Annotated in this window: 11 protein-coding genes and 2 other annotated features; of the genes, 4 read left to right on the top strand and 7 right to left on the bottom strand. The window is 38.6% G+C overall.

Going from position 1 to position 13,412, the window contains the following annotated elements; genetic code table 11:
- Nucleotides 1–618: 618 nt before the first annotated feature.
- The gene (locus HNR53_RS22600; protein WP_184530362.1) at nucleotides 619–1,908 is read right to left on the bottom strand and encodes an ATP-binding protein; all 1,290 of its coding nucleotides are present in this window, start codon (nucleotides 1,906–1,908) and stop codon (nucleotides 619–621) included.
- Between the two features lie 249 nt (nucleotides 1,909–2,157).
- On the opposite strand from HNR53_RS22600, the gene HNR53_RS22595 reads away from it, so the two are divergent.
- The 4 genes from HNR53_RS22595 (at nucleotide 2,158) to HNR53_RS22580 (ending at nucleotide 3,947) form a co-directional block, all read left to right on the top strand.
- A complete protein-coding gene (locus HNR53_RS22595) occupies nucleotides 2,158–2,508 on the top strand; it encodes a DUF6568 family protein (protein ID WP_184530360.1) in 351 nt (116 codons plus the stop codon).
- A 187-nt stretch (nucleotides 2,509–2,695) separates the two neighbouring features.
- Nucleotides 2,696–2,989, top strand: a complete 294-nt coding sequence (locus tag HNR53_RS22590; protein WP_343065379.1) for a HesB/YadR/YfhF family protein — start codon at nucleotides 2,696–2,698, stop codon at nucleotides 2,987–2,989.
- Nucleotides 2,990–3,177: 188 nt separating this feature from the next.
- Nucleotides 3,178–3,336 (top strand): hypothetical protein, encoded by a 159-nt coding sequence (locus tag HNR53_RS22585; RefSeq protein ID WP_184530358.1) that lies wholly within the window; start codon nucleotides 3,178–3,180, stop codon nucleotides 3,334–3,336.
- A 35-nt stretch (nucleotides 3,337–3,371) separates the two neighbouring features.
- Nucleotides 3,372–3,947: a uracil-DNA glycosylase gene (locus tag HNR53_RS22580; protein WP_184530356.1), complete on the top strand. Its 576-nt coding sequence runs from the start codon at nucleotides 3,372–3,374 to the stop codon at nucleotides 3,945–3,947.
- A 162-nt stretch (nucleotides 3,948–4,109) separates the two neighbouring features.
- Here HNR53_RS22580 and HNR53_RS22575 read toward each other — a convergent pair whose 3' ends face one another.
- The 6 genes from HNR53_RS22575 to HNR53_RS22550 form a co-directional block, all read right to left on the bottom strand.
- Nucleotides 4,110–4,253 (bottom strand): hypothetical protein, encoded by a 144-nt coding sequence (locus HNR53_RS22575; RefSeq protein ID WP_184530354.1) that lies wholly within the window; start codon nucleotides 4,251–4,253, stop codon nucleotides 4,110–4,112.
- A gap of 100 nt (nucleotides 4,254–4,353) precedes the next feature.
- Complete coding sequence (locus HNR53_RS22570; RefSeq protein WP_184530351.1) at nucleotides 4,354–5,550, bottom strand: M20 family metallopeptidase; 1,197 nt, start codon at nucleotides 5,548–5,550, stop codon at nucleotides 4,354–4,356.
- Between the two features lie 24 nt (nucleotides 5,551–5,574).
- Complete coding sequence (locus HNR53_RS22565) at nucleotides 5,575–7,017, bottom strand: MFS transporter (RefSeq protein ID WP_184530349.1); 1,443 nt, start codon at nucleotides 7,015–7,017, stop codon at nucleotides 5,575–5,577.
- A 191-nt stretch (nucleotides 7,018–7,208) separates the two neighbouring features.
- Nucleotides 7,209–9,254: a PAS domain S-box protein gene (locus HNR53_RS22560; protein WP_184530347.1), complete on the bottom strand. Its 2,046-nt coding sequence runs from the start codon at nucleotides 9,252–9,254 to the stop codon at nucleotides 7,209–7,211.
- 454 nt (nucleotides 9,255–9,708) lie between these two features.
- Nucleotides 9,709–11,649, bottom strand: a complete 1,941-nt coding sequence (thrS, locus tag HNR53_RS22555; protein ID WP_184530345.1) for a threonine--tRNA ligase — start codon at nucleotides 11,647–11,649, stop codon at nucleotides 9,709–9,711.
- A 48-nt stretch (nucleotides 11,650–11,697) separates the two neighbouring features.
- Nucleotides 11,698–11,925, bottom strand: a binding site (T-box leader).
- A 37-nt stretch (nucleotides 11,926–11,962) separates the two neighbouring features.
- Nucleotides 11,963–12,187: a binding site (T-box leader), on the bottom strand.
- A gap of 144 nt (nucleotides 12,188–12,331) precedes the next feature.
- Nucleotides 12,332–12,835: a GNAT family N-acetyltransferase gene (locus HNR53_RS22550; RefSeq protein ID WP_184530343.1), complete on the bottom strand. Its 504-nt coding sequence runs from the start codon at nucleotides 12,833–12,835 to the stop codon at nucleotides 12,332–12,334.
- Nucleotides 12,836–13,412: the final 577 nt, after the last annotated feature.

Genomic DNA, 13,412 nt, shown 5'->3' with positions numbered 1-13,412 from the left:
ATTATTAGTCGAATCGATCGGGCATTTACGAACAGTTTATCCGAAGGATATTACTGTTCGTTAATCGCGATAAAGAGTATGAGTTAGCTCATAAAATTTGTTGTTAAAACAACTAGAATTAACGTTGACGTTTCTGCTTTGTTTAGTTTTCAAAGAACAATTATCTACTGAATTATTTCAGCAGCGAAATGAATTATATCATCCTGTTTCGCTAAAGTCAACTATTAAGAAGTAATCTTTTAAGTTGTTTCGCATCAGCGACGTTTATTAATATAACATCTAGATTCACAGAAGTCAACTTCTTTTTCGAGTTTTTTCTGTATTAATCCCTATTCACTATATTAAAGAAGAAATACGAACTTAATTTCTATCTGTCTTCTAAAAGGAAAAGGGAAGTTTATAATATCATTATCCTAAATAGAGATCAACTTTTTTTAAAGCTTTATTGATAGAAGTTCAACTTTTTCCTGTTCATCCGTATCTTTACATATCTTTTTGTTACATTAATATCTTTATGTCCAGTTAATCGGGACGTTGTTACTACATCCACTTAGCTGCAAAGTATCTTTCATGTCAGAGAGTGATTTACCATCACTCTCTTTCCTTTCGCATCTTCGGTTACTCTTGTTCATTCTCATTCTTACGCGGTAAAGTAATTTCAAAGCATGTCCCTTTCCCTAATTCGCTCGTTACTTTTATGGAACCATTCATAGAATGAATGATACCGTAGGAGACCATCATGCCTAATCCCGTTCCTTTTGCCCCTTTTGTTGTGAAATACGGCTCTCCCAGACGCTTCATTTGTTCCTCTGTCATGCCTTTACCAGTATCTCTGACCAAAAGGGTGATATGTTTATTATTTGCGAGAAGCTCAATATGTAAGGCGCCACCGTCCTCAATCGCTTCAATTCCGTTTTTCGTTATATTTAACAAGCATTGCTGGAACGATTGCCTGCTTCCTTCTGTATAAGCTTCCGTTAAATGAGTGGTAACTTCTACTGCATTCATATTCGCCAACGGACGAATCACTTCTATGACATGAAGACACTCTTGCCGGACATCAAATATTTCTTGTCGTTCTTCTATCGGTTTGGCAAAAGTTAAGTAATCTGTAATAATCCTCTCAGCACGATCCAGCTCATTTATCGCAATCGACGCATACTCATTTTTTTTATCCTTTAAGGAATCCTCTAGCAATAACTGCATAAAGCCGCGGCTAACGGTTAAAGGGTTCCTTACTTCATGTGAAATGGATGCAGCCAGGTGGCTGATTAACTCAATTTTTTCCGTTTGAATGATTCGTTGTTTCATATTAATGAAGCTATTGATTTTCTCAAAAGCATAAGTAGCAATCCCGGTACCGGCAACGTGAAAAATAATAAATACACCAAAAATATAGATGATATTCTTTTCAGGAAGACCATTAGTTAATAATTCAATCCCTGCAGATAGAACGATATAAACGGTCAATACCAAACTAGAAGCGTAAAGTGCCAGAAGCATCGACCATATCACTTTTTTGCGGATACTCCAAGTTAAGTATCTTTTGGAAAAAATAAGACTAATAATGATAATCGAGATACCCATGCTAACCGCCCCGACTATCCCAGCTCCTCCAATAATAAAGCGATATCCCACGGTAATAATCGCCAATGGAATCGCTGCGTATACTCCTCCATACAGGGCGGCAATCAACATAGGGATTTGCCGTAAGTCCACAATAAATTCATCCGTTAGCGTTACGGTAAAAGACATACAAAAAATAACACAAATGGTACTAAAGATAATGTGCATCATTCGTTTTTGTTCAAAGGTCCGTTCTTTTCGATCAAGCCAAAATTGATAAATAAAAACCATTACTAAAACAAATAGTAAATGATTAAATAAGAATAGGATCTGATCCTTCATCGGGGTTTCTCCAATTATATGATTTTCACTAATATTAATTAATTTAATCATTATTTCCAATGAAAGTAAACGAGACTCCGCAATATTCGAAATACTTTTATTATAATATTCTAAACCTGTACCATTCTCTTTTATAATCATTATATATTGGTACTGCGATTCCCCATGCAAATCTATGAAGCATAATTTGTTTGAAATATAAAACATTGTTGTATAATAATGACAACTGAGAAAAAAGGAGAATGAGCAATGATTGCCACTTATGAAGAAAATGTAGCTGGTTTCGATAAAATTGATTCTGCAAAAGCACAAGATTTGGTTAAAGGGGAAGCTGAAGCTGTTATTTATATTGGAAAAGCTGTATGTCCTTATTGCCAAAAGTTTGTTAAAAAGCTAAAAGAGGTTGCTGAAGAAACCAATACGCACATCTATTATGTTAATAGCGTGGAAGAATCTGATATGGAAGGAATAGCAGCATTCCGTAATGAATACGACATTCCAACCGTTCCTGGCTTCATCTATACAAATGGTGCCACAGTAAACGTGAAATGTGATTCATCCATGCCAGAAGAAGAAATCAAAGCGTTTATGAATAAGTAATTGAATTGCAAAGCGACAAGTGCCACAGACACTTGTCGCTTTGCAGTTAAGAGCGAAAAAAACCAAGTGAAACATTTCACAAACTATACAATATTTTTACCCGGATAATTTGATATACTCTAATCAAGCAATAGATTGTGAATCAAATCACAATCTATTGCTGCTCATTCTATCTAAGAGGTGACAGATGATGCAAATTACAATGTCTGATAAAGTGGTTCAATGGTATAAAGAAGATTTAGCTCTAACTGAAGGAGATTTTGTTAAATTTTATGTACGATATGGCGGTTTTAATTCCTTTATCAAGGGATTCTCATTAGGCGTAGATAAAGAAAGACCTGAACAAACCTATACTCAAATTAAAAAAGACGGAATTACATTCTTTATGGAAGATACTGATACCTGGTATTTAGAGGATAAGGATTTAGTCATTGAATTTAATGAACGATTAGGTGAACCTGAATTTCACCAAGGAATGTAAACGAACGGCAGGTATATTATTCTATTTGCTGCAGCCATCCCTAAATAATAGCTTGCTATATTTTCCACAAATAATTTTCGCAAAAAGAACCCTGTTAAGTAAATGGGTTCCTTTTTTTATTTTCTGAATATGCCAAGTGTTTTTTATAAATAATATAATTGCACATCCATATATTAAGGAGGAGTGATATGCGGCAGGATCAACAAGCTAAGGAGAATTTGGCTTCAATTATGAAACCAGATTTTGCCGGAACTGATGCACAAAAAGTAAAACAAGAAATTCAACAAGATGTTAATGAAGGACAAGGTTCCATGACTTCCCGGGAGGCTGGAGCAATGAGGGATTAAAAAATAATTAATGAAATTTGAGAGGAGAAAAAGTTTTGCCTGATTTTTGCGCAGCATTATGGCCAGAAGAACAAACACCGGAAAATTTGATAAATTGCAGCGAATGTGGTCTGAACAAGCATGGCTCGCGAATGATATGGGGTGAGGGAAATCCCGACGCCCCCATTATGATTCTATTAGACAATCCTGGAGCTCGTGAAGATCGAGAAAACAAACCCTTTATATGCGGGACAAGACAGACATTACAACAAGCTGTCCATCAGGTTGGATTAAGCGTTGACGATTTATTTGTAACCTATGTTTTAAAAAGAAAACCGACACGTTCCTATGATAAAGATAAAACCAGACAAATCTGCATGAATCATCTTAACCAGCAACTAAAGTCAAAACAACCACAGTTAATGGTTTGTCTAGGAAATATTGCAGTCCAGTCCTTCTTTCAAAATTCAGAAGCAGAGGTTAAATTATTACGGGGCAAAATACATATGATCAATGGATTGCAAACAACCGTCGCCTACCATCCTTTAGCTGTAAGACGTCGACCCAACCTCTGGCCGGTATTTTTGGAGGATTGGAAGCTGGCCGCAGACCATTATTTTCATTCCGAATAAATTAGATTCCCCTTATTTATCATAGAACCCAAGAGGGACTTAGGATGCAGTTCAATCCCTCGTCCCTCTCATTATCAAGCACAACAAAACAATTTCCCTTAAAACTCATACTCCCTACAGAGTGAAGCCAAACTTCACGATCCCTCTAAGCACCTAAGATCCTTACTCCTCCATAAAAACCCGTGCATAGTATTCTGTTTCCTTATCTAATTTGTTGTCCTTTTGCAATTTATCAACCATATCTTTACGGTCTACCACTTGAAAACTTCCAGAAACATTTTGTACTTTCTCTTTGTTTTTATCCATACTTTCACTCCTATCGACTTTTTTGTTTTTAGGATTTCATATCCCTTTTCATTTTGTGCTTAATTTATAACTTTATGCCTCATGGCCACGCTCGTTCTTTTTAAGTGCTGCTGCCATCACAGTATGAAGCTACAACAGCAGCCATCGCTTTCGCACTAATGATCAAGCTTTCTTCATTGATAGTAAATTTCGGATGATGATGCGGGTATGCTTCACCTGACTCAGGCGCAGCACCTACATAGAAGAAACATCCTGGTACCTTCTCAAGATAATACGCAAAATCTTCCGAAGGCGGCTGTGGCGGTGTTTCCAAAACAGCTTCTACTTCTGGAATGGATGCTTGTTCTAGGGCTTTGCGTACATGCTCCGTTACTTCCGGGTCATTATAGAGCACAGGATAGTCATTGGTAAATTCAAAAATAGACTTTACCCTATATGATTTTTCTAATCCTTCCGCAAAGTCACGTACCCCAGTCTCGACGGTTTCACGAGTTTCCGGAGACATGGTTCGAACATCTCCTTCAATGGTTACAGCATCCTTGATGACATTGAATGACCCTTTTCCATCAAAATTCCCAATGGTGATTGAAGCTGTATCAAATGGGTTGATCCGGCGGCTGACGATGGTTTGTACATTCATGACGAATGAACTGGCTGCTACAATGGCATCATTTGCTAGATGTGGCGATGAGCCATGTCCGCCTCTTCCTTGAACAACTAATTTAAAATAAGATCTTCCTGTTTGCGTGTTCCCGCTTCGGTAATAAATCTGACCTGTTTTCATATTGGACATGACATGAATTCCAATGATTGCATCTACGCCATCCAATACTCCTGCTTTAATCATTCCAATTGCTCCGCCTGGAGGGGTTTCTTCTGCCGGTTGATGAATCACTCGAATCGTACCTTTTAATTGGTCTTTACACTCCGCTAACGTTTCTGCTAATACCAGCATGTATGCTGTATGTCCATCATGACCGCAGGCATGCATCACCCCTTCATTTTTTGAGGCAAAAGGCAGCCCCGTTTCCTCCTTGATCGGCAAGGCATCAAAATCAGCACGAATAGCAATGGTTTTTCCTGGTTTCGCGCCTTTAATCGTTACAACAACACCACGCTGACCACCAAAGTTCGTTTCCACTGAATCTACAGGGACAGCTTTATAAAATTCGCTGATATATTTAGCTGTTTCTTCTTCTTGGAAAGAAAGTTCTGGATGTTCATGCAGATAACGGCGAATCTCAATGATGCGGTCCTTTTGTTGATCTAATTTTTCCATTAGTTGTTTTAGTAACATCCGTCCATTCTCCTTTCATTTCATTTAATGACTAGGTTCCGGTTGTCCAGGAGTTTGTACTTGTACCTCTTTTACTGATTTTCCGGCTCCTTCTTTTCCTGCATTTTTGGGAACCAAAATGGTAATCGAAATAATAGAAAGAACGCCGAATATTACGTTTACGATAATCCCAGCGGTTGCAGCCATTTCTAAGTTTCCAGCGCCGGAAATGGCTCCATAAACAGCGGCTGATATCGCAACGCCAAACGCCCCGCCAAGTGAACTCGCCATTTTATAAATTCCTGCAGCTTCACCAACCTTGTTTGCCGGTGCATTCGATACAGATGTGTCTGTTGATGGAGTGGCATACACCCCAAGGCCTAGTCCAAATAAAGCAAAACCAATAAAAACAATTACTGTATAGGCTAAGTCAGGTAAAAAGGTTAATCCCATCATCGCTACACCAACCGTTGTGATGAGAGCCCCCCAAATCATTGGCTTTTTTGCGCCAATTTTTTGTAATATTTTCTCTCCAACACGAATCATGGCCAGCACAGCTACTAGATAACCGAGAGAAAGCATGCCAGATTGAAAGGCATTAAAGCCTCTTCCGACTTGAACATAAGTATTGGCCACAACAAGTGTACCGGCAATCCCGTTTAACAAGAAATTAGACAAAGTTGCGCCAGAATAGGGTTTGTTTTTAAATAGTGAAAAGTCAATTAAAACAATCTCTTTACTTTTTTCAATTTTGAGGAACACTATGGCTCCAATAATGGTCACTGCTGCAAAAAAGATTGTTCTTAGACTTGTCCAGCCGAAATCTGAACCATAATTAATAAAAATGTTCAATGCAACCATGGTGATAATAAAAATAGCTAATCCAGTGTAATCGAATTTAAAAGCACCTGTTGCTTCGCCTTTACTTTCTGGAGTATCTTTAATCAGCCACATAGCAAGTAAACAGAAGATGATAGAAAAAATGAAAATCCATTTCCATCCTAAATAGGTTGCAATTGTACCACCTGCAAAAGAGGCGACTCCCGAGCCGCCCCAAGAGCCGATGGACCAGAAACTAAGAGCGCGTTGACGTTCTGCACCTTCAAAATAAGCTTTCACTAAAGCAATCGTCGAAGGCATAATACATGCCGCTGAAAGACCTTGAATGACACGACCAATAATCAGTAAAACAGACCCTTGTGCTAATACAAGACAAAGGGAGCCGACAATACTTAAGCTTAACCCAAGATAGGTCATTTTTTTTCGGCCAACTTTATCTGCTAACCCACCAGCAGCAACGATAAACATACCTGAGAATAAAGCGGTTAAACTGATGGCAATATTTAATGTTCCTAGAGAAATACCTAAATCTTTCTGAACAGCCGGAACCACATTGACCATTGCCTGAGCAAAGAGCCAAAACGTGATAACTCCGAACACAATACCCGTGATCATTTTATTTGTGCCTTTATAGCTCGTTGTTTCCATAAGGGACCTCCATGATGAATTTATGGGTTCCAATTTAATATTTGCAGATTACATCTAAGATACTCTCCCTAATATTTCCGTCAAAATAAAAGGGGCTGCCGCGGCAGCCCCTTTGTTCAGCAAAACTCTATATTAGAATACACCATTCTCATTAGGTGGAGTAACACCACTATGCAAAGCTATTTTTACTATTATTTCAGGTCGTAACGATGACTTTCTTTCACTTTGTAGAGAGCTTGATCAGCAAGTCTGATCAGTTGTTTTTGTTCTGCTGCGTGGTCGGGATAGAGGGCAATCCCTATGTCGACATTCATTTGTATAACATTTCCATTAAAATAAAGCGGTTTTTGAAAGGCTTTTAGGATGCGCTGCTTTACGTTTTCAGCTTCTTTCTGTGAAGACAGGTCCGGTAGAATAACCGCCATTTCATCGCCGCCTAAGCGTGCCACCGTATCGATTTTTCGCACTGCGGCTTTAATCCGTTTGGCCATTTCTTGAATGACCGCATCTCCAGCATCGTGTCCATATGTATCATTAACCAGCTTAAATTTGCTTCCATCGATCATCATCAGAGCCGCTTTCTTTTTATTACGCTCGGCATGCTTCATTGCCATATGCAGCCGATCGTAAAAAATCCGCCGGTTCGGCAAACCGGATAATTGGTCGTAAAAAGCCAACTTGGCTAATCGCTCACGAAGCCTTTTTCTTCCCGTAATATCCCTCGTAATCGTTACGATCTGCTTAACCTTTCCATCCTCTATGACAGGAGTGCTGACGGCCTCCAACCATATATAATGCCCCTTTTTATGCAAGAATTGAAGCTCAACAGTAGTCGTTTTCGGGCTGGCTGAGTGAATCCATTTCTTAAATTCCTTCTCTAACCTTTGAATATCGTCGGGATGGAGATGCTCTGTAAATCTTTTTCCAATATACTCTGATGGGGTATAGCCAATAATTTCTTCATTAGAAGGAGAAACATATTCAATGATTCCCGATGTGTTAATCAGCTTAATAACATCAAAAGCATTTTCTGTGACAATTCTGTATTTCTCCTGACTTTTTCTGAGTTCCCTTTCGGTCTGTTTCAGCTCAGTGATATTTTTATAAAAGGCCGTTGTCCCTAAGAGCACACCGCCTTTATCATGCAAAGGCGTGTAGGATGCAAGCAGGGTTAATTCAGCCCCGCTTTTCGTCAGTCGCTTTACTTCACTGAGGGCAATCGTTTCTCCCCTGCCAATCCGTTCCCAGATCTCTTCAGCCTCGGTCATGGCTTCCGGCGGGATAATTCGCTTAACGGGACCGATTATTTCCTTTTCTGCAAATTCGAATGTTTTTTCAAATGCTGGATTAATCCGTTCCACTTCGCCCTTCATATTAAAAAAAACAATTGGATCGGAAGTGTATGTCCAGAAGGCTTCGATTTCCTCCGTCTTCTTATGGATCTCTTCCTCAATCCGTTTTGTCTCTGTAACATCCTTGGCAATACAGTACACCCCATCAAGGACCCCATCGATGATAATCGGTATATTTTTGACAGCCACTTGAATCTTTTGCCCTTCGGCATGCTTGATAATAGTTTCAAACTCTTCCTTACTGCCGCTCAATGCCCTCTCAAAGTAACGCATCGTATCCTCTAAGGACTCTTCAGCAATCAGCGGAATAAAGGAAGTACCAAGGAGCTCGTATTCCTGATATCCCGTTACTTCAGCAGTGATTTTATTGACCTCGACGAAGTTTCCTTCCCGGTCGAATTCAATCACAGCATCTCCGTTATTTTCCAAAAGGGAATGCAGTCTTTTTTGCTGCTTGACTAATGTTTTTTGCGTTTCTTTCAATTGCCGTTCCCTTTGAATTCTTTCCGTGATATCCCTGACGATGGCCATCACATAGCTGCACTCTCCATCCTCTTTGATAATCGGACTCAGAGTCGTTTCTCCGTAAAACTCTCCATTCGCTGTTTTTAACGTTTCGCGAAACTTCAGCGGCTTCTTCGTAAGCCGTGCTTGCCGATATTTTTTTGCTAATATCCGGAAAACTTCCTTTGGTGCCGCTTCTTCCAGCCTTTTCCCGAGGATATTATCTTTCGTATTCAATACCTTCTTGGCTGATTCGTTGACAAAGATATAGCGAAAAGAATCTCCATCGACTTTCATTAGAAAAACTAAATCCACGATCGCATCTAAGATACTTGTTAAGGATAGAACATCCCGTCCTACTTTTTCTATAAAATGTTTCATACTCTGTCCTCTTTCCTAGGGCATTGGTGATGGTCGCATTATTTAGTAAATGAACACCCAAGCCATAACAATGGATCACCTGTCATTACTAGTCAATCATGATAAATTGTGCGAATCAAGATCCAGTAAAAGGGATCCACTCTGTTTTCAGGAAGAATGGTTAATTAACCGCAGTTGATTGTCCCCTCTTTATGACCACATACATAGCTGACAGTTTTGTTTTTTTGGAAAGTGAAAAATTAAAATAATATCCCACCCTATAGGAGAGACCCCGAGACCTATCAAGAACCATTTTTAAATTAAGCTCGGGGTGTCACTGTGACTTGTCGATTGTCGTGTAAAACCAGAACCGATACCACTATTCAAATTATTTTTATTTCTTTAACTACTATTTTGTATGAAACAGGAGATAGAAGGTATCACCATCTATTCTTTATAGGAATAGAGTCCTATTTCAGACAGGAAATGACATTTGGTCCCAGCTGCGCTCTTTAATCTGTTGTAAAATTTTCATTTTAAAATTCTCAAATGGAACACTTTCCGATTGTTGGTTCCCGTATTTTCTTACATTTACCGACTCTTCCTTTACTTCACGGTCCCCCAGCACCAACATATATGGGATCTTTTGCATCTGTGCTGCTCTTATTTTGTAACCTAGTTTTTCATTATTCTGGTCAATTTTCACTCTTATTCCTAGTTGTTTCAGTTTCATCTGAATTTTTAAACAGTAATCTAAGTGAACCTGTGAGACAGGGATAATTTGAACTTGTGTCGGTGCCAGCCAAATAGGAAAGACACCTGCAAAATGTTCAATTAAAATGCCTAGGAAACGATCGATGGAGCCAAAGATAGCACGATGAATGACAACAGGACGAACTTTTTCGTTATTTTGATTGATATAAGTCAAATCAAATTTTTCCGGCATCTGAAAATCGAGTTGGATCGTTGCGCATTGATGGCTCCGTTTTAACGCATCCTTAATATGAAAATCAATTTTTGGTCCATAAAATGCTCCGTCCCCTTCATTTAGCTGATAATCGATCCTTAAATCTTCAAGGACATTTTTTAATGCTTCTTCAGAAAGATCCCAAAGACGATCATCCCCTAATGAATCCTCCGGACGAGTTGAAAGCTCTACTGAGTAATCGAAACCAAATGTGCGGTACACTTTATCAATGAGATGAAACACTTGCTTCATTTCACTCTCAATTTGATCCTGACGAACAAAAATATGGGCATCATCCTGGCAAAATGTGCGAACCCGAAGCAGTCCATTTAAGGCACCACTGTATTCATGACGATGAACTTGCCCGAACTCGGCAATGCGAATAGGTAAATCTCGATAAGAGTATAGATTGTTTTTAAAAATCAACATATGCCCCGGACAATTCATAGGTTTCATCGCAAACTTTTTATTTTCGACTTCAGTAAAATACATATTTTCATGATAATGATCCCAATGACCTGATTTCTCCCATAATTGTTGATTCATCATAAACGGAGTACGAACTTCATCATAAGAGACCTTGCTTTGAAGCTCACGAGAAAAGTTTTCTAACTCATTTCTTATAATTTGTCCCTTTGGCAAATAAAACGGCATTCCCGGTGCTTCCTCGGAAAACATAAATAACTCTAATTGTTTCCCTAACTTACGATGATCCCGTTTTGCAGCTTCTGCTAAGAAATTTAAGTACTCACTTAAATCTTTTTTCTTTTTAAAAGCCACTCCATAAACTCGTTGAAGAACTTCATTTTGACTATCCCCCCGCCAATAGGCGCCTGATACACGAGTTAATTTGAATGCTTTTATGTAACCGGTAGCTGGAAGATGAGGACCACGGCAAAGATCAATAAATTCTCCTTGTTGGTAAAGTGTTATTTTTTCATTTTCAGGAAGATCCTTTAATATTTCTAACTTAAATAACTCATCTCTTTCCGCAAATAACCTTTCAGCTTTTTCATAAGAGACTTCCATTCGTTTGATTTCTAGATTTTCATTTATAATGTTTTCCATCTCTTTTTCAATGGCAAGTAAATCAGCAGAGGTTAAACTTTGTTCTAGTTTCAAATCATAGTAGAATCCATCTTCAATGACTGGCCCTATACCCAATTTCACATTACTGTAGAGCCTTTTTACGGCTTGTGCCAATACATGCGCTGATGAATGCCTTAAAACATGCAACCCTTCTTCTGAATCTTGAGTTAAAATAGCAAGTTCTACATTCTTTTCCAGCCTGTAGTTTAAATCAACAAGATGTTCATCGACTTTCCCTGCAACTGCCTTTTTTCTTAGACCTGAACTAATGGACTCAGCTATGCTTCCCACCGTAACGCCCTTCGAGAATTCCCTCATATTCCCGTCTGGGAATTTAATTGTAATTAATTGCTCCTTCATCACCATAAACACTCCTTTAAATTAATAAAAAAAACACTCATCCCTGTGGCAAGGGACGAGTGTTTTTTAACCCGTGGTTCCACCCAATTTCCCATAAGCTATAAAGAACAGCTTATGGCTTTGGTGCCGTAACGTGGCATTGACGATATTGGATACTTAGGTTCCCCAATACAGCTTCAAGGCGGTAAATTATTTCCCTAAGCTAGGAAGATCGCAGCTTATCCTTCCCTCTCTGGAAACCGTAAAAATAATTCATGTCCTTTTCATTGCATTTATTATTTTGTTAAAAATAAAAAACGCACTCATCCCTGTGGCAAGGGACAAGTGCGTTATACTCGTGGTTCCACCCAATTTCCCATAAGCTAAGAAGATAACTTACGGCTTTGGTGCTGTAACGCAGCATAGACGGTATTGGATACTTTATTCCCCAATACAGCTCAAAGGTGGTAAGATACTTTCCTGCGTTAGGAAGATTTCAGCTATCCTTCCCTCTCTGGAAACCGTAAAAAGTAACTCGAATCCTTATCAGTGCTTTTTTAAATTCATCATTAATTTGAATTATTTTATATACTACAATAAATTCCTATAAATGGCAACAATTGTTTTTTGAACCTCATACATTACCCTGCAACTTTCGTTCATTAAAACTTATAGCTGCATATGGTTTCATACATCCAACTTTTTATATAAACAAAATCATATAGTCTACATCATAATAAATATTGTTTTCTAACCTTAAACCTTTCTTTTCTGTACCGAAAATTTCAAATCCCAGTGAAAAATAAAGTTTTTTTGCTGATTCATTAGTGGAAACTACCGCTAAATAAACCTGTTCCAAACCTTCAATATGTTTCGCTTTCTTTATTGCTTCTTCCATTAAGACTTTCCCAATTCCTAAACTTCTTTTAGAAGGAGAAACATACATGGCTCCAATATGTGCCCTATGACTTAGTTTATATAACTTTTCTTTATGTAAGGTAATGATTCCGACCAGTTCTCCATTCTCAAAAGCTCCGTAGGTAAAAGAATCATTGCATTGAAATTGGTTCTTCATTTCCTCAATCGATAAGTCTTTTTCTTCTTCATAACTAGAAGCAAATGATTCTGGACTATTTTCTAGAGATTCAAGTCTAATGCTGTGATATTTTCTTGCATCCTCTAATGTAGTTAATTTTCTAATTTCCACGGTTACTCCCCTTTAATCAATTAATCTCTCTATTTCATTTTATAATAAGGCGCTGCTTTTTGTTAATTGAATCTGATTCATTTGACAAACAAGGGGACGGTTCTCCCTTTTCCCTATTTTCTTCCTTCTTATAGTTAAAGAATTTGTATAGTTTGCTAAAATTAATAAAATTCGTAAATCCCCGATTTGTATGCGGAATATGCCATTATAATAGAAGATATTAAGGTTTATTAATACTGTGGGTATTTGGATTCGGGCTTTGATTGTGCTTCATAGTGTCAGGGGATGCCAACTTTTCGTACTCTCGGTCGCTATTCGCTCTTCATAGTGACCATTCGCTCGGTTTCCCCTAGTTTCACGGTCACTTTCAACGCCTTATAAGTGACCATCAACCCGGTTTTCCCGACCTCACGGGCGCTATCAACGTCTTATAGTGACCGTCAGCTCTTTTTTCCCGACCTCACGGGCGCTATCAACGTCTTATAGTGACCGTCAGCTCTTTTTTCCCGACCTCACGGGCGCTATCAACGTCTTATAGTGACCGTCAGCTCTTTTTTCCCGACCTCACGGGCGCTAT

It is taken from the genome of Bacillus benzoevorans, from assembly GCF_014207535.1.
Lineage (GTDB): Bacteria > Bacillota > Bacilli > Bacillales > Cytobacillaceae > Bacillus_BD > Bacillus_BD benzoevorans.
This window is presented reverse-complemented; position numbering and strand designations above follow the sequence as displayed.